General features: G+C 42.7%; 19 protein-coding genes. 1 reads left to right on the top strand and 18 read right to left on the bottom strand.

Features of this window, described 5'->3' with window-relative positions:
- Positions 1 to 136 precede the first annotated feature (136 nt).
- Positions 137 to 1,165 (top strand): NERD domain-containing protein, encoded by a 1,029-nt coding sequence (locus WMZ97_RS06405; RefSeq protein WP_343271256.1) that lies wholly within the window; start codon positions 137 to 139, stop codon positions 1,163 to 1,165.
- Here WMZ97_RS06405 and WMZ97_RS06400 read toward each other — a convergent pair.
- From WMZ97_RS06400 to WMZ97_RS06315, 18 genes are all read right to left on the bottom strand, one after another.
- A complete protein-coding gene (locus WMZ97_RS06400; RefSeq protein ID WP_343271255.1) occupies positions 1,148 to 1,822 on the bottom strand; it encodes a hypothetical protein in 675 nt (224 codons plus the stop codon). The two genes, WMZ97_RS06405 and WMZ97_RS06400, sit on opposite strands and share 18 nt — an antisense overlap.
- A 16-nt stretch (positions 1,823 to 1,838) precedes the next feature.
- Positions 1,839 to 2,093, bottom strand: a complete 255-nt coding sequence (locus WMZ97_RS06395; RefSeq protein WP_343271254.1) for a hypothetical protein — start codon at positions 2,091 to 2,093, stop codon at positions 1,839 to 1,841.
- 47 nt (positions 2,094 to 2,140) lie between these two features.
- Positions 2,141 to 2,422, bottom strand: coding sequence for a sporulation transcriptional regulator SpoIIID (gene spoIIID, locus WMZ97_RS06390; RefSeq protein WP_343271253.1), 282 nt, complete (start codon positions 2,420 to 2,422; stop codon positions 2,141 to 2,143).
- Between the two features lie 682 nt (positions 2,423 to 3,104).
- Positions 3,105 to 3,230, bottom strand: a complete 126-nt coding sequence (locus WMZ97_RS06385) for a hypothetical protein (protein WP_343271252.1) — start codon at positions 3,228 to 3,230, stop codon at positions 3,105 to 3,107.
- Positions 3,231 to 3,360: 130 nt separating this feature from the next.
- Positions 3,361 to 4,401, bottom strand: coding sequence for an AimR family lysis-lysogeny pheromone receptor (locus WMZ97_RS06380; protein ID WP_343271251.1), 1,041 nt, complete (start codon positions 4,399 to 4,401; stop codon positions 3,361 to 3,363).
- A 343-nt stretch (positions 4,402 to 4,744) separates the two neighbouring features.
- The gene (locus WMZ97_RS06375) at positions 4,745 to 5,746 is read right to left on the bottom strand and encodes a peptidoglycan DD-metalloendopeptidase family protein (RefSeq protein ID WP_343271250.1); all 1,002 of its coding nucleotides are present in this window, start codon (positions 5,744 to 5,746) and stop codon (positions 4,745 to 4,747) included.
- Between the two features lie 383 nt (positions 5,747 to 6,129).
- Complete coding sequence (spoIID, locus tag WMZ97_RS06370) at positions 6,130 to 7,314, bottom strand: stage II sporulation protein D (protein WP_343271249.1); 1,185 nt, start codon at positions 7,312 to 7,314, stop codon at positions 6,130 to 6,132.
- Between the two features lie 971 nt (positions 7,315 to 8,285).
- The gene (locus WMZ97_RS06365) at positions 8,286 to 9,338 is read right to left on the bottom strand and encodes an ABC transporter ATP-binding protein (RefSeq protein ID WP_343271337.1); all 1,053 of its coding nucleotides are present in this window, start codon (positions 9,336 to 9,338) and stop codon (positions 8,286 to 8,288) included.
- Positions 9,328 to 10,287: a C40 family peptidase gene (locus WMZ97_RS06360; RefSeq protein ID WP_343271248.1), complete on the bottom strand. Its 960-nt coding sequence runs from the start codon at positions 10,285 to 10,287 to the stop codon at positions 9,328 to 9,330. Before WMZ97_RS06360 ends, WMZ97_RS06365 begins: the two co-directional genes overlap by 11 nt.
- Positions 10,288 to 10,332: 45 nt before the next feature.
- A complete protein-coding gene (locus WMZ97_RS06355; RefSeq protein WP_343271247.1) occupies positions 10,333 to 11,253 on the bottom strand; it encodes a S66 peptidase family protein in 921 nt (306 codons plus the stop codon).
- 317 nt (positions 11,254 to 11,570) lie between these two features.
- Positions 11,571 to 13,208 carry a peptide ABC transporter substrate-binding protein gene (locus tag WMZ97_RS06350; RefSeq protein WP_343271246.1) on the bottom strand — a complete coding sequence of 546 codons (1,638 nt, stop codon included), beginning with the start codon at positions 13,206 to 13,208 and terminating at the stop codon, positions 11,571 to 11,573.
- Positions 13,209 to 13,231: 23 nt separating this feature from the next.
- Complete coding sequence (locus tag WMZ97_RS06345) at positions 13,232 to 14,236, bottom strand: ABC transporter ATP-binding protein (protein WP_343271245.1); 1,005 nt, start codon at positions 14,234 to 14,236, stop codon at positions 13,232 to 13,234.
- Between the two features lie 9 nt (positions 14,237 to 14,245).
- On the bottom strand, positions 14,246 to 15,208 hold the full coding sequence (locus WMZ97_RS06340) for an ABC transporter permease (RefSeq protein WP_343271244.1): 963 nt from the start codon (positions 15,206 to 15,208) through the stop codon (positions 14,246 to 14,248).
- Position 15,209: 1 nt separating this feature from the next.
- On the bottom strand, positions 15,210 to 16,142 hold the full coding sequence (locus WMZ97_RS06335) for an ABC transporter permease (RefSeq protein ID WP_343271243.1): 933 nt from the start codon (positions 16,140 to 16,142) through the stop codon (positions 15,210 to 15,212).
- A gap of 1,145 nt (positions 16,143 to 17,287) precedes the next feature.
- Complete coding sequence (gene murA, locus WMZ97_RS06330) at positions 17,288 to 18,637, bottom strand: UDP-N-acetylglucosamine 1-carboxyvinyltransferase (RefSeq protein ID WP_343271242.1); 1,350 nt, start codon at positions 18,635 to 18,637, stop codon at positions 17,288 to 17,290.
- 33 nt (positions 18,638 to 18,670) lie between these two features.
- Positions 18,671 to 19,387: a YwmB family TATA-box binding protein gene (locus WMZ97_RS06325; RefSeq protein ID WP_343271241.1), complete on the bottom strand. Its 717-nt coding sequence runs from the start codon at positions 19,385 to 19,387 to the stop codon at positions 18,671 to 18,673.
- Between the two features lie 164 nt (positions 19,388 to 19,551).
- Complete coding sequence (locus tag WMZ97_RS06320) at positions 19,552 to 19,782, bottom strand: DUF1146 family protein (protein ID WP_343271240.1); 231 nt, start codon at positions 19,780 to 19,782, stop codon at positions 19,552 to 19,554.
- A gap of 343 nt (positions 19,783 to 20,125) precedes the next feature.
- Positions 20,126 to 20,521 (bottom strand): F0F1 ATP synthase subunit epsilon, encoded by a 396-nt coding sequence (locus tag WMZ97_RS06315; RefSeq protein WP_343271239.1) that lies wholly within the window; start codon positions 20,519 to 20,521, stop codon positions 20,126 to 20,128.
- Positions 20,522 to 20,538 lie beyond the last annotated feature (17 nt).

The following is a 20,538-nucleotide window of genomic DNA, read 5'->3' as shown; positions in this document are numbered from 1 at the left end:
TCGATTAGCCCATTTATACCTCTTGACAACCCCACATATTAAAATTAATCAAAAAAGTTTCTAAAAAATAAAGGATTTTTTAACCTTTTGTCGAATTGTGTTATAAGACGAAATACATTATGGAAGGAGTAATCCATTGAGAACAATCAAATATAGAAAAAAACCGTATATTATTTTATGTTACGAAGCACTTTTCCGCAATTTGAACGGTCGTTACAGAACAAACCGAAAACTTCGTGAAAACTACCAACGCTTTCATGCAGGCTACCAAGGGGAAAAGACTGTTGATTACAACTTGATGCAATTCCCCCAAAAAAACTTCTTCGTCCTTCACGATATTCGATTAAAAATCCACAACGTTCATTTCCAAATTGACACATTAATTATTTATGAAAAGTTTATCTTGATTTTAGAAATTAAAAACCTTGCTGGTATTATAGAGTATGACAGCAAATTAAGGCAATTAGTGCAAATTAATAGTGAAAAAAAGATTGCTTTACAAGACCCGATACTACAGGCTGAAACGCAAAAGGAACATTTAAAAGCTTGGCTACAGCAACTAAACATATCCATTCCCATTGATACATTAGTGGTTAACGCTAACCCTTCTACCATTATTAATATCAAACAAGACGATCCTGCTATTTACCTAAAATTGATCCGGAACGAAAATTTGCATTTGACGCTAAATAAAATTACCGAGAAATATACAAGTAAAGTATTACTTGCTACAGAAATCAGCAAATTGAGTAACACTATTTTAAATTGGAATACGCCGCTTCACCCTAATTTGATAAAGCAATTCAACGTACAAGAACGCCATTTAAAAACCGCTATTACGTGTCCCGAATGCGGACAACCATCAATAAAACGCGCGCGCGGTAAATGGGTATGCCAAAAATGTCACACGATAGAAAGCAATTTGCATGAACAAATCATTTTAGATTATTTTCTCCTTCATCATAGCACTATAACAAACAGACAATGCCGCAGTTTACTGAATATTGATTCTCCACGCGTTGTCTACAAATTACTAAATTCATTGAGTTTAAAATATACAGGCCAAAACAGTGCAAGAATTTATTACGCACCGGAACTCGATGATTATCCCCAAGACACCATTTTCCCAGGAAAGTTCCAATCAATTTTAGATACCTTTGACTAATATAATTCGATCAAAATATATAACGTTCTTAGTTTGATTCATCACTTTGAACCAATAGTGATCGCTAGGTTGATGTTTTCCACTTCCCGGTCGATGCGCTCGTTCCTGGGTTGATGTTGCACGTGCCTCGGTCGATTCGCTCGTTCTTGGGTCGATGTTTCCCGTGCCTCGGTCGATTCGCTCATTCCTGGGTTGATGTTGCACGTGCCTCGGTCGATGCGCTTGTTCTTGGGTCGATGTTTCCCGTTCCTCGGTCGATCCGCCCATGCGTGGGTCGATGTTTTCCGTGCCTTGGTCGATTCGCTCGTTCCTGGGTCGATATTTCCCGTGCCTCGGTCGATTCGCTCGTTCTTGGGTCGATGTTGCACGTGCCTCGGTCGATTCGCTCATTCCTGGGTTGATGTTGCACGTGCCTCGGTCGATGCGCTTGTTCTTGGGTCGATGTTTCCCGTTCCTCGGTCGATCCGCCCATGCGTGGGTCGATGTTTTCCGTGCCTTGGTCGATTCGCTCGTTCCTGGGTTGATGTTGCACGTGCCTCGGTCGATGCGCTCATTCCTGGGTCGATGTTTTCCGTGCCTCGGTCGATGCGCTCGTTCCTGGGTCGATGTTTTCCGTGCCTTGGTCGATTCGCTCGTTCCTGGGTCGATATTTCCCACTTCTCGGTTGATGGGCTCATTCCTGGGTCGATGTTTTCCGTGCCTCGGTCGATGCACTTGTTCCTGGGTCGATATTTTCCGCTTCTCGATCGATAACCTCGTTCTCCGGTAAATTCGTCCGCTCCCGAATCCCGACGCGCCCGCCACCCAGATTGATGCTTCCCTTTTCAGTCGCATCCCTTCCCAGACAGATTGCCACATCCATACAAATACCGAGAAATCCACTATCACCGGATTTCTCGGTATTAAGGAAAGGAAACAATCGCTTCATCTTCTTCTGTACCCACCACCCCCTCAAATTGATGCCATCGTCCCTGCTCATCCTACCGGTTCAATCGTGGTTTCCTTTTTAGGCTCAACTTTGTACTTTTTTCTAGTTGCTTCGCCTCCACGGAGATGCCGGATGGATTTGTGATATTCCAGAATATCTTTTACCTGATTTGCAAGTTCTGGATGTATTTCTGGCAGTCTTTCAGTTAAATCTTTGTGGACTGTACTTTTAGATACTCCAAACTCTTTCGCTATCGTACGGACAGTTTTCCTCGTCTCAACGACATATTTTCCTATCCTGATAGTCCTTTCCTTGATGTAATCGTGCACACCGTTCGCCTCCCTAAGTTGTCTGTTTCCGAGGTGTGTACCTGAGACAAGGTGGTCAAAAAATTGTGGCTGCGTATTAACTGGAAATGCTTCATTGTGCAGCAGTGTCTTGTATAGTTTTAAATTTTCAAAAAATGAAGGGCGTCATTATCCCTCGATGGCATGTTTTGCTCCAGTAATGATATATTTTAAAAATGAACGCAAATTGAAAAGGAATGTATGTATTAGGGTTGTATAAAATGACTTGACATGCTACACAAGCTCTCACCTCAGACATAAATTGATTGCTTGGTTTGTAACATTTTATTATAGCTTTTAATGGATTATGATTAAATTTACGCGTTTCATGGAGGAGACAAGCTTTATTTTTGAGGCGGCGATTGACGGACATATGAAAAAGGCTTAACAAATGACACGGAGGACCCTTTCGTAACAAAAAAAAGGAGCTTTTATGATACGTCACGATGATCGTCAACGTCAAAGCTCCCACACCCTATGTGCGTATGCTACGAAAACAGTAGCATCGCAAACTTTTACTTAACTATTGTTAACCTACCGAACCGCTCCTGAAAAAGATACAGGTGTTCAGTAATACCTCTTTAAAAAACCAACCTAATACCGTCATTACTCTCATATTAAGAAGAAATGCAAATCCAATGATGTAAAACCCATTTAGCAACAATCAATCAATGTCACCATATTCTGGGTCCTTTGCGATCGAATAACCAGGGGCATTGGCTGCTCCAACAGTAAATACGATCCCTAATGACATGACAATTGCAAGTGCAAACATACGCGTCTTTTTCATTTGTATCCCTCCCTTCACCGTTCATGTAATAACGTTTTGGAAGTCTGGTTCCTCATGGTGTATTGAGAATATAAGTAAAGCGGGGCATTCATTTGAATATCCCCACTAAAACAGCGTGGGTTCATCCTGGTTATCCGTTCATGTTTACTAAAACATTCAGTGGCAATCGACAGAAGAAATAATCACTTCTTTTTTCAATAAAGTTGTTATACGATCGAAGTAGTAAGTCCTTGTCCTGCTTGGCAACACCTAAATAATACATTTTAAATGGACTGTTGATCGGCAGTTCTGACAAGATAGCATTTGCTGCTTGATAATTGCCCTTAGCAATCTCGATATGAGCTTGTTCACTCTTATCATCGGTGTCAATCCCATCCACCTGCTTAAAATGGGCGGATAAGAATGGTATATTATTCTTTCTAATACTGTTCATACTGCTATGATAATGGTGCTTTTCCGCCAGCTTTAAGGCTTCATTCAGGTGATACATGCCCTGAAAATAGGTATCAAATGTGTACGTGAGCCCCAAATTAATATGCATATTTACAATTGTTTTGCTATTAGATGTTTCATTTAGCACGCGAAACGCATATTTTCTGGCCATAATTAACTCGTTTCTTGTCCAATAATAAATAAACAAGTTTTGATAGAGCCTTAAATTAAAATAGGATAATAGAAGCGTATCCTCTACTGCATCGAACAAAACGGTTTGTTTATCAAGAAAATTTCCAATCTGCCCAAATTCTCTTAGGTTAAAGTGAATGGCAATTTTAAGAAATTCAATCACACAGCGAAGTTCGGGATCGTCGGTCTGGTATACATTTAGTTTTTTTAATAATTCACGCGAATAACGACCATGCTGGCGTTTTCGGTCGATGATGAGCTGATAGATTTCTGCCCATTCCTGGTTTGACCTATTTCCCGATTCTTTATTTTTGTTCACAAGCAATTGCAAATCATTTATATAGCCGTTTGTATATAAAAATTCCATTCCCTTTTTCATGATTTCATCTGATGTCGACTGCAAGCAAAAGTTACGCATCAGCTGTAAAGCCGTTTCACTATCATGTTCCTGCAATAACATAAGGTTGACCTGTTCTAATGATAATTCACCTTCACGTGGAATGGAGGTTAAAGAATTTGCTGTTATGTCAGCCTTGGGGTACTTCACAATCAGCTCTCCCTTCCTGCAACGTATACTCTCAAAATTAAAAAGAGTATTGGACATGACCCTGACTCTCTATTGCGACAAATTCAGTCAAACTCTAGCAATATGTGACATCTGCTTTTATAATACCATATTTTTTGCAAATATAAAGTACAATCGTTCGACAATTTTCGCACCATTCCAATAATTGTAAACTTTTTCGGAAGATACTCCTGCTTTAAGGTGGCCCCAGGACATAGCTGCGGCGCAAGTATGAATAATTTACACTAGCATATATTCTAGCACAAAAAAATAACCCTAGTACAATTACTAGGGTAAATCTTACAGTTTAGAAGCCTGTCGACTATTAAGCATTTTTCGATGGATTGGATGATTGTGATGTAGCTCCATCATCGGCATCTGATTCAGGATCCTCACTCTTGTCTGGATCGCTTTCGTTGTCACCTGATTGATCAGCGTCATCTGCCTTATCATTCTCCTCGGACTCATCCGTCGCTTCTGGATCTTCCGTTTGGTTTGCATCATCGTCTGAAACGTTGGCGTCATCTTCCCCAGATTCATCTGTAGCGTTTGGCTCGTCTGTTGCATTGGATTCATCTGTAGCATTTGACTCGTCTGCAGCATTTGATTCGTCTGTACTTGCTTCATCCGTTTTTACACTGTCTAGCTTACTAACAGATTGATTGAAAAATTCTTCCGGATTAACAGGTTGTCCGTCTTTTCTCAACTCAAAGTGGACATGCGTATCTTTGTCTTTATTAAAAATGTTCTTACCGCCTGTACCAATGACATCACCTTGCTTCACCTTGTCGTTCGCTTCTACCTTTACTTCACCAAGACTTGCATAGTATGTTGTCACGTCATTTTCATGCGTTAATTCAACAACATTACCTAATAGCGGATCTTCTTTTACTTCTTTCACTGTACCACTCAATGCAGCTGTAACGTTAAATTTTTCCGTGTCCGGGGATGTAATGTCAACACCAGTACTTTGATAGTATCGGTTATTGTAATGGACAAGGGCACTTTCCTGGTCCTTCTCATCCGCGTTGTAATCAAAAAATTTAGTTACGATTTCTGCTTGATCCGCCGTTTCGACAGGCATTTTGATAACTTCCTGCTGATCAGCTACCGTTTCTGCATCTTGGTCAAATGAACCATCCGCGTAATCCTCTGCAACATCCTGACCATCATCCGACTCTTTGACTTGGTTATCCAAATTCTGATACCAGATTACTGCCGTTAAAAGAACTGCGGCAATCGCCAGGTATAATGCTGGAAAAAACCACTTCTTGCGGAAAATGCGGCTCCATTTGTTTTTTGGAGTACCATTGTTTTCTTCTTTCATGATCATCACCTCAACAACCATTCTGATCAGAAAAAAGAAAAACTATACATTTTCCAGAAAAAAATTCACTATTTTATACATTTTTCTTGCAATCCGGGGCAAGGTAAGAAATTTACTGACGAATCTATTGTTTGGATTGGCCACTCTGGTGATTATAGAAGGACACTGTGACCGAACGTTTTTGATGCTGCTGCTCATCAGTTGGCTAGCCGCTACAATCAGGCTATAATGTTTGGTCGGTTAGCTGACGTTCTCCCTCGCTTTTGCTAAACCATGTATCTACAATTAAATAACCACCCTTTAGCCTAAATCGCCATTGAGTGGTGGTTACCTGTTATTTTGTTACATTGCCACACCAGATGTTCTAACTTAGTAACGATCCTTTATTTCGCCACAAGCGTAGGCGCCGTCTCCGTTATTTTACTTATTTTAACTCCTTTATAATAATGCGCTACAATGTCTTTATAGTTTTTTCCATCCTTCGCCATGCCGTTTGCGCCATATTGACTCATGCCAATTCCATGACCGAATCCTTTTGTTGTAAATATGATATGGCCATTTTTTTGTTCAATGGTAAAATCACTGGAACGCAGATCAAACTTTTCCCGGATCTCTTTTCCGGTAAATTCCTTCCCGCCAATATTCAGTTTGCTGACACGCTTCCCGTCCGTTCTTGACATATCTGCTTGCAAGTCCCCAGCGATCTGAACACCCAGTTGCTGCTCCGCATCCGCAATCGAGACAATTTTTTGGTCTAAAAATTTTGGTGATTTTTTATCCCATGGACTTTTTACACTGCGAAGGTAAGGTAATTTATTATCCCAGTAATCCTCCGAGTTTTCCGTATAACCATTACTCGTTGAAAAAAATGCCGGGAAAATCGGATTGTCATCGTACGTCAAAATTTCTCCTTTTGTCGCTGCAACAGCTTCGGTTACCTTTTCCATATTTCCTGCATAATCTTTTCCCCACTTTTTCTGAAGCTCCGTTTTATTGCTGTATACCTGATTATCAGTGGTATCCGTAACTTGCGGCTGATCGTCCTTATCCTGGTTATGATGTAACAGCACATCCACTACATATGTCCGGGCAGCAAGCGCTTGAGCCTTTAATGCCTCCATTTCAAAATCAATCGGCATTTCAGAAGCCACTACTCGTGATACATACGTCTCCAATGGCACATCTTCCACTTTATTATCGGTATTGGCCCGCATGACCTCAACGGAAAAAGGAGAGTCCGCTGCGGTTAGTTCCACTTCTTCCTGCTTATTCTTTGCTGCTTTTTCATCGTTTGTCTTTGCGCTTATTTGTGCCTGTTCATTATCCTTATCGGGCAAAACAATTAATGTAGGAATAATCAAGATAATCATGATTAGACTAGCTAGAAATACCGTTGTGGGAAGTTTCCAAGTGGACGGTTTTCTCCCTAGCTGCTTGTTTGGCTTAGCTGGTAGCCCTTTTTTCCACTTCGAAAATTGCGACGTCCTTTTGGAATGAAATGACGGTTTCTTCTTTTTCCAAGCTTTAGGCGTTGGATTCGTTTTATAGTGGTATTTGCGATTATTCATCTGCCGCCTCCTCGTATGAATTTAATATGCTACTCTCGCCTGCTGTTATTCCAGCTGGATTCATGCTCGATGAAAGAAGAACATTCCTAGTTTCCTACTACTAAACTTATACAAATTCCAAAAACAATAGAACCAGAAATTCAAAATGAGACAAGGAACAGTCGAGACCACTGAAAGCATCCTGTCTCTCATTTATCGGCTATTCCAACCAGCTTTACCGCGTCGTGGAATAAGTTCCGTGGCCACATTTATCAGCAGAGAGAAGTAGAAGTTTTCAGCGTTCTCGGACAGGTCCAGCGTCTTATTTCCAATCCTGAAGTTATGGGATAGTGTTGAATAAAACCTAAGTGGCTTCCCTCCCGAATTTGACAGGCTCTCTCACGTTTAGGTGTGCCGCTCTCTCTACCTGCTATGCTTCCTTCTCAACTAAAGGCTCTCCTTTCTTTTTTATTCCAGGATTAGAAAGGCGCAAGCGCCCGTTTATAGACGTATAGACTGCGCCCTGCCAAGCAGGGTGGTTTAGTGTTGCTGCGCAAAGCAGCGGTCTTAACTGAATATTCCTACCGTAGGAGATAAAGGAAACACGGTGAGCTGGGGGCTACAAGATGTAGGTCAGTTCGGTGTTGCGACAGGACGTCGCGGTTTTAACCGAACTTCCCCTAAGCCTATGTTGACTTATCGTACGGAGGCGGGTATTGGCTACTAGTCTCTAGGCGCTGGAGCCGGACTGGCTATCGCTGACAGTAAAATTAACAACGCCAAATTTTATACTTTCAATGAAAAACAGCTCCCGCCAAAGCAGGAGCTGTCCATTTCACATAATCCAAAAACATCTATACATCTTGAATCCTTTCTCAACCATATATTGTACACCGTCAATATATCCAGTGATCCTCCTCTTTCCTTCCCTTTCTAGCCAAACCTAAGCGAATCTATCAGACCGAAACATAGTGAAACCGTTCATCCGCCAGTTACCAACGACCCCGCTTCATATTTATCTCTGGAACACGGGACCGCACTTCTTTGCTCGAATTACGGTCCACCCTACCGCTCAACTCGTCTTTCGTATATAGGTGACAGGCGACATGGTGATGGGGGTGTACTTCTTGCCATATTGGTTTTTCATGTGCGCAGATGTCCATAGCCATTGGACAGCGGGTACGGAATACGCAGCCGCTTGGCGGGTTAATTGGGCTGGGAAGTTCGCCTTTTAAAATGATGCGCTCACGACTTTCTTCAATATCCGGATCCGGAATCGGGATAGCGGATAATAATGCTTTGGTATATGGATGCAATGGGTTGTCATAGAGGGCTTCACTTGTTGTTAATTCAACCATATTCCCAAGGTACATCACACCAATTCGGTCGGAAATCTGTTTTACCATCGATAAATCATGGGCAATAAATAAGAAGGTTAAGCCCTTATCTAACTGTAATTCCTTCAACAAGTTGACGACCTGTGCCTGAACGGAGACATCAAGGGCCGAGATTGGTTCATCGGCAATGATAAAATCCGGATCCAATGCCAATGCCCGGGCAATCCCGATTCGCTGACGCTGGCCACCACTGAATTCATGTGGATACCGATTGGCATGATCCCGGTTTAAGCCAACTTCCTCCAACAGCTCATAAACACGTTCCAGCTGCTCCTTTTTACTAGAGAAGATCCCATGCACCTCTAATGGCTCAGCAATCACTTCTCTCACGGTTGAGCGCGGGTTTAATGAGGCATATGGGTCCTGAAAAATCATTTGCATCCTGCGGTAAAATTGAAACTTTTCCTTGTCGTTCAACGCATGCACATGCTTCCCGTCATAAATTACATCGCCATCCGTTTTTTCATACAATCCCATGATCGTACGTCCAATTGTCGACTTGCCACATCCAGATTCCCCGACAAGCCCAAACGTTTCGCCCTTATAAATATAAAAGCTGACGCCATCGACTGCTTGTAACAGCTTGCCTTTTCCCATGTCAAAGTACTTCTTCAATTCGTTCACTTGTAACACTTTCTCATTGTCCATCATCATTCGCCCCTTGCCAATAACGTGTTGCTATACAAAGCTCCTGTTCATATACGGTACCCTTCAGCTTGAGAATTTCAATTTGCCGTCCTGTTTTAGGAGAATGCAGCATATGACCATCCCCATAGTACATGCCAACATGATGAAGTTTGCCCTTCCCATTGTCGTATGCGAAGAATAATAAATCACCTGGGAGCACATGATCAAGTCGGATCCTCTGCCCGTTAGCTGCCTGATCGCCAGCATCGCGCGGTATTCGATATCCATTTGCCTTGTGCATGACATAACAAAAACCCGAGCAATCATAGCCAAAAGCACTCATGCCACCCCAGAAATAATCCAGTCCAAGGAACCGTTTCCCCTCTTGGATCAGTCGTTCGCCAGATTGTTTAGCAAGCCCTTTCGTTGTTTCAAATATACATATGGCCGCTTTTTTTATAAATAATTGGCCATGAGACGTCACGACCTCGACACGGTCAGTTGCTTCCCGCCGCAATGGCAGGTGTGTTTGATAACTGACCTTTATCACCCGTTTTCCCGACTTATCCTCCAGCCAGGCAAATTTATCCGTAACCGTAATGGTTCGTTCTGTTTCCCAATCCTGCTTCGACACGCGCTCCAGCTGCCGGAACGGAACCCAGCCGGGATAGCCACGTTCCTCTTTATGCGATGGCTGGGTTGGAATAATGACATGGGCCCAATCTGCTTTCACTGCAAGCACAATAACACGTTCACCATACAACAGCTGGGTTTGCACCCGATTTTCGTCACATAAAGCTGCCCGATTCGTAAACGTTTGGCCAGCTACCCATTGGTCAATATCTGTTGGATTGCTTATTCCCGCTTTATCTATTTCTCTAGCAGATTCCGGATTTGTCCAGACAGTTGCCACTTGAACCGCAGTCACCCAGCATTCATCCAAAGATTGTTCAAACGTTTGTTCAATCATCTTTAAGGCTCCCTTCCCCACATTTTTACCTATTGTTACCCGCTCCTATCGAACGCCCGGTTCCATTACAAGCGTTTTATCCAATGTCGATAACCTCGCTTCAACACCCAACGGTATCGAAAAATTGGGGGTGCAATGACCAATGGAAAAGCCAGACATAACGGGAAAAGGTAATTCGCTGACATATTGCTGAATGACTTCTTCTAATCGAAAGGAAGGCTTTTCACTTTTTGGTTTAGCCAAGGCAAAATCCCCAATAATTAGCCCCGCTAAATTATCCAGTTTACCAGCATGCTTCAACTGATTCAGCATCGCATCCACACGATAAGGCTCTTCACCAATATCCTCAATCACCAGCAATTTTCCTGCAGTTTCGATTTCAAATGGCGTTCCCAATGTACTAATTAATAGCGACAAGTTCCCGCCAGCCAATTCCCCTTTGGCCTCTCCCGGCACAAACATCTTTAATGGCGATACCGTTTCTGAATAACACAACTTCGTCGGTGAAAATAATTGATCAAACAAACTCGCCGACAACGCATCAAATGTATCTTTGGCAATATCCGATGCAACCATTGGGCCGTGAAAAGTAACCAGTCCAGCTTCGTTGTGAATCGCTGTATGTAAATAAGTAATATCACTATACCCCCAGAAAATTTTCGGGTTATTTTTTATCAGTTCATAATCTAGGTTTGCAGCTAACCTTCCTGTCCCATACCCACCGCGCGCACAAATAATTGCTTTTACGGTCGGATCAGCAAACATGGCATGAATATCCGCTAACCGCTCCTCATCCGTGCCGGCTAAATAGCCATATGTACGGTTAACCGACTTTCCCAGTTTCACTTGCAAGCCCATCTGTTCAAAAAATGGGATGCCACAAGTTAATTCATGCCAATGCACCGGGCTGGCAGGTGCAATGATTCCGATCGTATCCCCTTTACGCAATCGCTCTGGCTGAATCATGATTTTAAACCTTCTTTCCTTTATATATGTATACAAAACGAGAGGGTGGCCCACTTAGATTGTAAGTGGGCCATTCCTTCACTGATCCGCGAATTTTGAAGGGTCCCCCCCATATCAGGAGTGCTCTCGCACGTTTCTGGAACGTTCCCGCACGTTCTCAGGTCATTTTCGCACGTTTTTGGAGTATTCCTGCACGGTTTCTGGTCGCTCTCGCACGTTTCTGGAGTGTTCCTGCACGTTCTTAGGTCACTTTCGCATGTTTCTGGAATGTTCCTGCACGTTTTCAAGAGTGCTATCGCCTGACTCCTCGCAGAACGCTACTTTTTATCCGCCCATTTCAACTCCAAATATCCGACCGGATGGCGGACAATTCCAGAAATGTTATCCTTGTAAATATACACTTGATTATAATAATGAATTGGGAAAAACGGCATTTCATCGGCTAATAGCTTCTCTGCATCTTCCATTTTTTCCCAACGCTTCTGCTCATCCTTTTCTGACTTCGCCTGTTTGATCAGTTCATCGTATTTTTCATTAGACCATCCTGTCCGGTTCATCGTGGAATCCGTGATGAAACCTTCCAGGAAGTTGATTGGATCACCATAATCAAATAAGAATGAACTTCGGGACAGCTGGTGTTTCAGTGCCTTTTGATCCTCTAAGAATACGTTCCATTCCGTATTTTTCAAGGTAACATCGACACCAAGATTATCACTGAACATATTTTGCAACGTTTCCGCAATCGCCTTATGATCTTCATCGGTATTGTATGTGAGTGTCACATCTGGTAATTCATCATATCCTTCTTCTTCCATTCCCTCTTTTAACAGTTCCTTGGCCTTATCCGGGTCGAATTCCACCAAATCGCCATTCGCCTCACGGAAGTCAGTACCAGATGGATCCTTAAACCCTGGTGAAACAAATGCATGGGCAGCTTCTTCCTTATTTTTCGTAACATAATCAACGATATCATTCTGGTTGACGGCCATGGCGAATGCTTTACGGATTTTCTTGTTTTGGAACGGCTCTTTTTCTACATTAAATCGATAAAAATAAAGTCCAGCTTGGTCATCAATTACGACATCATCTCCATCAATGAGCTGATCGGCCAAAGCGGATGGGATTTCGGTCATATCCAACTCATCACTTTGAAACATTTGGTATTCTGTCTTTGTTTCTGGTACCATTGCCCAGTCGACTTTATCCAATTTCACCGTATCTTTATCCCAGTATTGATCATTTCTTACCATCACGATTTTTTTGTCGTGTTCCCATGTCTCCATCTTAAAGGGGCCATTTGCAACAAAGGAATCGGCATCGCTGTACCATTTTTCATTATCTTGTGCTATCTTTTCATTAACCGGAAAAAAAGCCGGATTGGTAATGATATTCAGAAAATATCCTGTTGGCTCTTTCAAGGTAACCTCTAGCGTCTTATCATCCTTTGCGGTTATCTGAACATCGTCGGCATCTGCATCACCACTATTAAATTCCTCGCCACCTTCAAAAACATAGCCTAAAAACGCTGCTGGAGACCCGGTTTCTGGATCGAGCAACTGTTTCCAGGCGAATTCAAAATCTCCCGCAGTTACGGGGTCACCGTTGGACCAGTTGGCGTCATCACGAATATGAAAGGTGTATGTTTTTTGGTCATCCGATACATCCCAATCTTCTGCCATTGCTGCTTCTGGTTCATCATCCTGTCCCAGACGTGTCATCCCTTCCATCAGGTTATTTAATACATTGTAGGACATGTTATCAAAACCTTCTGGCGGGTTTAACGATGTTGGCTCCTCTCCATTATTCATGAGCAATACTTTTTCTTCAGCCTGTGCTGCGTCCTCCCCGTTACCACTGTCCTCATCTTTCGCTTTACCGGCATCTTCATTGGCAGTGCACGCGACCAAAACGGCAAACATCAACGCAAGTAAACCTAATAAAAAGCCTTTCTTCATGAACCTTTCCCCCTTTGAATCGATTATTTTACGGCTGTTTGAGCCAAAAGCTGTTTCGCCCTTTCATCCTGCAGCCAGCAGTCCACATGATGGGTAGCTGACAGCGTTGACTGAAAAGGATAAACTTTATCACACACCTCCATAGCCATAGGACATCGTGCTGTAAACGGACATCCTTTTGGAGGGGAGAATAAATCTGGTGGGGTGCCATCAATTGGGGTCAACGTTTCCCCTTGTACATCAAGTCTTGGCACCGACTTGAGCAATCCCTTTGTATAAGGATGCTGGGGCTGATAAAAAATTTCCCGCTTGGTGCCAACTTCAATGATTTTACCGGCATACATAACAGCGATCCGATCGGCAATCTTGGCAACAACCCCTAAGTCATGGGTGATTAATATAATCGAAACACCCGTCTGGTCCTGAATTTTTTCGAATAGCTCTAGTATTTGTGCCTGAATCGTTACGTCCAGTGCGGTTGTTGGTTCATCCGCAATCAGCAGCTCCGGTTCACAGATCAAGGCCATCGCAATAACAATCCGTTGCCGCATACCACCACTGAACTGATGCGGATATTGCTTAAGACGGATATCCGGATTCGGGATACCAACCAGATCCATCATTTCCAGTGCCTTTTTCTTGGCGTTGGCGTGTGTTATGTGTTGATGCTGCTTTAGTCCCTCGATCAGTTGACTGCCAATCGTTAATGTCGGGTTTAACGCAGTCATCGGATCCTGAAAAATCATGGACATGTCAGCACCGCGAATCTGTCGCATTTCTTTATCCGAAAGCTTGGTTAATTCCCGGCCTTGAAATTGGATCGAGCCGTCAGCTATTTTACCGGGCGGATCAGGAATCAGCCTTATTATCGCGTTCGAGGTCACACTTTTTCCACAGCCTGACTCCCCAACAATTGCCAGCGTTTCTCCTTTATGTAAATCAAAATGAACACCGCGAACCGCCTTAACTGTTCCCCCATATGTGGCAAAGGTTACATGCAGATTGTTCACTTCTAATATTTTCTCCAACTACATCCCCTACTTTCTCAGCTTCGGATCAAGTGCATCCTGCAATCCATCCCCCAAAACGTTAAATGCAAACATGGTAAACGATATGAAAAACGCCGGGAAGAACAAAGTCCACCAATTACCAGATAAAATGGCTCCCAGCGCATCATTGGCCATCATCCCCCAGCTCGCATACGGCGATTGAATTCCTAATCCCAGAAAGCTTAAAAAAGCCTCGGCAAAAATGGCACTTGGAACAGTTAAAGTCATCTGGACAATAATCGGCCCCATCGTGTTCGGCAGCAAATTTTTACGAATAATCCGCTTGGTTTTCGTTCCAAATGATTTCGAAGCAAGCACAAATTCATAGTTCTTAATTTGCAATACCTGTCCGCGGACAATCCGGGCCATCCCAACCCAACCGGTTACCGTCAACGCCACAATTATAGTCGTCAAGCTTGGCCCCATAACAACGAGCAACAAAATCACAACGAGCAAATATGGCAGCCCATACAATACCTCAATGATCCGCATCATAACATTATCTGTCCGACCACCCTTATAACCGGAGACACCGCCATAAATAACGCCAATAAACAAATCAATCAGTGCAGCCATCAAGCCGACAAACAATGATATCCGCGCCCCATACCAAGTTCGGGTAAAAACATCACGCCCAAGAGAATCCGTGCCAAACCAATGGTCAGCAGAGGGAGCCATAAACTGTTCCGGCAAATTCCCTTCTCTTACGGTATAGGGAGAAAGCATCGGGCCTACAATCGCCATCATACTTAATAGAATTAAAAAAACGAGTCCAGACATTGCCAGTTTATTCGTGACAAGCCGTTTCCATGCATCCTGCCAGTAGGACAGAGAAGGTCTGGAAACAGCTTCAGCAGCTGTTAAGTCCTTTTTCTTCCAGGTAAACCATTCATCCGCTACATCAGAAACGGCAGGAGAATGCTCCATCGTTTGGTCATTTACTTGTTCCATCTCATTCTCCTCCCTTCTTATGCAGTTTAATTCTCGGATCTAACACTCCATATGCAATGTCGACGAGAAATAGCATAAAAATAAGAAAAGCACTATAGAACACTGTTGTCCCCATAATAACTGGGTAATCCCGCTGGTTAATACTTTCTACAAAATATTTCCCCATCCCAGGTATGGCAAATATTTTCTCGATAACAAAGGTACCGGTCAAAATACTTGCCAGTAATGTCCCTAAAATTGTAACCACCGGCATCAGCGCATTTTTTAATGCGTGTTTCACAATTATTTTCCATGGGCTCAGACCTTTTGCCCGGGCCATTTTAATATAATCCTGGGTTAACACTTCCAGCATGGTAGATCTGGTTAACCTAGCAATGATCGCCATCGGACCAGTTGCCAGTGCAATAATTGGTAACACCATATGCATCGGAGACGACCATGTGGCAGGCGGAAATAATTTGATATTAACGGCCAGTTCCTGGATCAACAACGTTGCCAGCACAAAATTCGGAATCGAGATCCCCAATACGGCAAGGCTCATTGCTGCATAATCGATGATTTTGTTATGCTTTAGCGCAGCAATAATTCCCAAGATAATTCCTGAAATAACGGCGACAATGATGGTAGCAAACCCCAGTTCAAAGGAAATCGGGAATCCGCGGCCAAGCAAATCATTTACCGTCTCCGTTGGCTGCTTAATTGATGGACCAAAGTCGAACGTGACAATGGATTTTAAATATAGCAGATACTGCATGTAATACGGCTTATCCAGATTATAGTGAGCCTCCAAATTAGCCTGAACCGTCTCATTCGTTCCACGTTCCTCATTAAACGGTGACCCAGGGATCGAGACCATTAAAATGAATGTGAGCGAAACAATAATCCAGATCGTCACAATCATCATGAGAAACCGTTTTAGAATGTATCGTGTCATATAGTCACCCCATTACAGCAAGCTCAATGGTTGCCAGCAATTTTGTATTCATAATGATTCTGAAATAGGATTTATATTCGAAAAGCTATCACCATCTGAAAACGTTTTCAACATTATGTAACAAAACATTTATTGGAATGATTGGCCGCTATATTATCGTGATGATAATTTGAAGCACCATTTGGTATGTTATCGAATGTTAAGCGTTTCTCCAATCCGCTATTCATATTGCTCCTCCTTATGTATAATTACTAATTTTCCCATAATTTTACCATACATGAACAGGATTGGAAAGAGTAATTTGGACAAAACGACAGGACTGGTTGCAGATTGATAGACTTATATTTTCTGGCCCAGGAGGAAAGACTGTTTTTAGACGCGTGGTTGATGTGCGCTCTGTTCGGTCGATGATTCGCCTGATTTGGTTAATATGTGTTCAGTTCGGTCGATAGTTCATCAGATTCGGTTGATGCGTACCCTTTTCGGTCGATGATTCATCAGATTCGGTTGATATGCGCTCTGTTCAGTCGATAGTTCATCAGATTCGGTTGATTTGCGCTCTGTTCGGTCGATGGTTCACCAGATTCGGTTGATGCGCACTCTGTCCGGTCGATGTTCCATCAGATTCGGTTGATGCGTACCCTTTTCGGTCGATGGTTCATCAGATTCGGTTGATTTGCGCTTTGTTCGGTCGATGGTTCATCAGATTCGGTTGATGCGCACTTTGTTCGGTCGATGGTTCACCTGATTCGGTTGATGCGCGCTTTGTTCGGTCGATGATTCACCTGATTCGGTTGATGCGCACTCTGTCCGGTCGATGGTTCATCAGATTCGGTTGATATGCGCTTTGCTCGGTCGATGGTTCATCAGATTCGGTTGATATGCGCTCTGTTCGGTCGATGGTTCACCAGATTCGGTTGATGCGCGCTCTGTCCGGTCGATGTTCCATCAGATTCGGTTGATATGCGCTCTGTTCGGTCGATGGTTCACCAGATTCGGTTGATGCGTACTCTGTCCGGTCGATGTTCCATCCTGTTCCCGCTTAAGACAGCCAACTACACGGCTAGCATTAAAACCAAGACGAAAAAGCAGAAACCCCGAACTGGGTTCCTGCTTCATTCATACGTTATCATATTCATTACACGTTAAGAAAACTTTGCTACTAGATTGTTAAAACGATAATCCATATCGACTTGCGGGGCTTCTGTCTCTACCTTTACCTCTTCCGCTTTTTCATTTTCAGTAATGCGTTCAATATCCGCGCCAAGTGCAGCCAATTTACCGGCAAAATCCACATACCCGCGGTCAAGATGTTTTAATTCGGTAACACGCGTATATCCTTCTGCACGCAATCCGGCAAGGATCAACGCTGCAGCAGCACGTAAATCGGTAGCAGCTACTTCCGCACCTTGTAAGTCGGAATTCCCATCGACGATTACACTGCGTCCTTCAATTTTCATTTTCGCATTCATCCGGCGAAATTCTTCTACGTGCATGAAGCGATTTTCAAATACGGTCTCGGTAATGACACTTGTACCCTCTGCATAGAGCATCAAGGCCATCATTTGTGACTGCATATCTGTTGGAAACCCAGGATGTGGCAGTGTTTTAATATCGGTAGACTTTAATTGCTTCGGTCCGATTACACGTAAACCGCCTTGTTCATCTTGAATCGATACGTTCATTTCTTCAAGCTTGGAAATAACGGAACGTAAATGCTCGCTCACCGCATTCTTGATTAAAACATTTCCACCCGTAACAGCAGCTGCGACCATAAATGTACCTGCTTCCACCCGGTCAGGAATAATCGTATGTTCTGCCCCATGCAACTTTTGGGTTCCTTCAATCCGGATCGTTTCTGTACCAGCGCCAACAACCTTTGCGCCCATTTTATTTAAGAAATTCGCTAAATCAACAATCTCCGGCTCTTTGGCACAGTTTTCAATTACTGTCTTTCCTTCAGCCAAAGCTGCAGCCATCATAATATTTTCCGTTGCACCTACACTTGGGACATCCAAATAAATCTTTGCCCCTTGCAGTCTGCCATTCACTTTCGCTTCGACAAAGCCATTGCCCACATGTACTTCGGCACCCATTGCTTCGAATCCCTTTAGATGCAAGTCAATTGGTCTTGACCCGATTGCACAGCCACCAGGCATCGCCACTTTTGCATGCCCATAACGCGCTAAAAGCGGACCAAGTACTAATACAGATGCACGCATTTTTCGGACATATTCAAAAGGGGCTTCCGTTAGTAAGTCCCGTGATGCGTCAACCGTAACCGTATTATTTTCGAAATGTACATCTGCATTCATATTGCGAATGACTTCGTTTATTGTATATACATCAGCCAAAACCGGAACATCATGTAAAACACTTTTTCCTTCACTTGCAATAATGCTAGCAGCGATTACTGGGAGTACTGCATTCTTAGCACCTTCAACCTTTACGGCACCATTAAGTTGTCTTCCGCCGCGAACGATGATCTTTTCCATGTTTCAATCTCCTTCAGTTGCAATTTCACTATATTAATATTCAGTTACCAAGATAGGTGTTCCAATTGTCAATTTCGTGTTCTCATTATTGTCGTTGACCGCTACTTGTACATTCGTCGCAGTACCGTTCACATCTATGTAACGATCCCATAATGGTGTATACCCGTAAATGTTTTTTTTAATCGTTGAATGTTTAACGGTGTCCGTTTGTGTCGAAACTTGGTCAATTTGAAAATCCTGCATAAATTTCTTTAAAAATACATCACTGTCTATTATACCATTACTTTCAGTTGTCAGACAAGTAAATTTCTGTGCATTCTTTGTGAACATATTTTCCGGCAGTGCATTTATTGTCGAAGTATAATTTTGTTTCACTGACTTATCCCAGTGATTTCCTTCAATAACAGCAATGACCTCTGATTTATATGCAGGATTTTTTGGAATAATCACCTTAAATGATTCGATAATACCCACCGTTTTATGGGCATCACTAAATGAATATTTTATAACGTTTTCTGTTTTTTCTGTAGAGACTAAATAACTATTTTTTAGTTGCTTTACCAAATTCCTGATTTCTTTTCGACTCTTCTCTTCCTTTACAGTCACTTGCCATGTTTCCACGGTCAAATCGTGTTTCATAACAACTGCAGCTAAATCTATCATTTCATCGTTCGCTGATGCTGTGTATCCAATCGTCACTTTAGCCAGTAATACCAGTACTAATACAAAAATAAGTGCTATCTTCTTCATAACAATGCCCCCCTGTTCTTCTTATAACTTCAGTATGAACAGAGGGCAGCAAAATCATACCGTACAAATTTCGACATGATTACGAGTCTGCTAGATTGATAGCGACTGTAATTACGGGCGAGTTCGTATTCCAGTGCGTAATTTAATTTCCTATACAACCACCGTTAAAAAAGATAAATAAGATCCTGTGACCACTGCAAAATCTCCAGGAAGAACCTGCTGACACCAGCACCAATCACGATCGTGATCAATAGTAACATTACCCGTGCCTCCGTGCCCCGGCCCTTGCGAATGAGCGGATCAATATTTATTGTCTGAACGACCTTCCATGTAATAAAAATAAAAATTAAATGCGAGATAATACTCACGATTGCGAGCTGTCCAATTGAAAACATTTGCTTCACACCTTATTATGAAAATTAGTTATGCTAACTTATCGACCTCGTTCATGAATTGCCTTCGTTCGACTTTGATTGTCAACAAACCTGCCATTTAAATGGAACTTAGATCTCATTATGCGTTTACTATTAAATACTTTGCCATGGATATTGTCGAATGTCAATGGATTACATGTGCTCTTTGAACCTGACTGTCGAAATGGGTTCGCTTGCCAAAACAAATACTTCATTTCCCGGGAAATATCGACTTAATTTTCGATTTATGATACGAGGTACTTAGAAAATTTAAAAACCAGCTTCAACAAAAAAAGCCCTCACAATCGTGAGAGACTTTCTTTTTTTATCGAGCAATATTCAAGCGGTTGACCGCTCGTTTGAGTGCTAATTCTGCCCGTTGGAAGTCGACTTCATCCTGTTTGGACTGGAGACGTTGCTCTGCACGTGTTTTTGCACGTTCAGCGCGGTCAACATTGATATCTGAAGGTCGTTCGGCAGACTGGGCAAGGATCGTCACTTTCTCCGGACGCACTTCCAAAAAACCGCCATTAACTGCTAAACTATCCGTATCATTTCCATTTTTCAAACGTACTGCGCTGATCGTCAATGGAGCGACTAATGGAATGTGTCCTGCTAAAATACCAAGTTCCCCGTTTTCAGCTTTACAACTAACCATCTCATATTTATCTTCCAAAACTGGACCATCAGGAGTAACAACACTCACCGTTAGTGTTTTCAATGTAACCCCTCCTTCAA

This window comes from Lentibacillus songyuanensis (genome assembly GCF_039548255.1).
Lineage (GTDB): Bacteria > Bacillota > Bacilli > Bacillales > Amphibacillaceae > Lentibacillus_C > Lentibacillus_C songyuanensis.
This window is presented reverse-complemented; position numbering and strand designations above follow the sequence as displayed.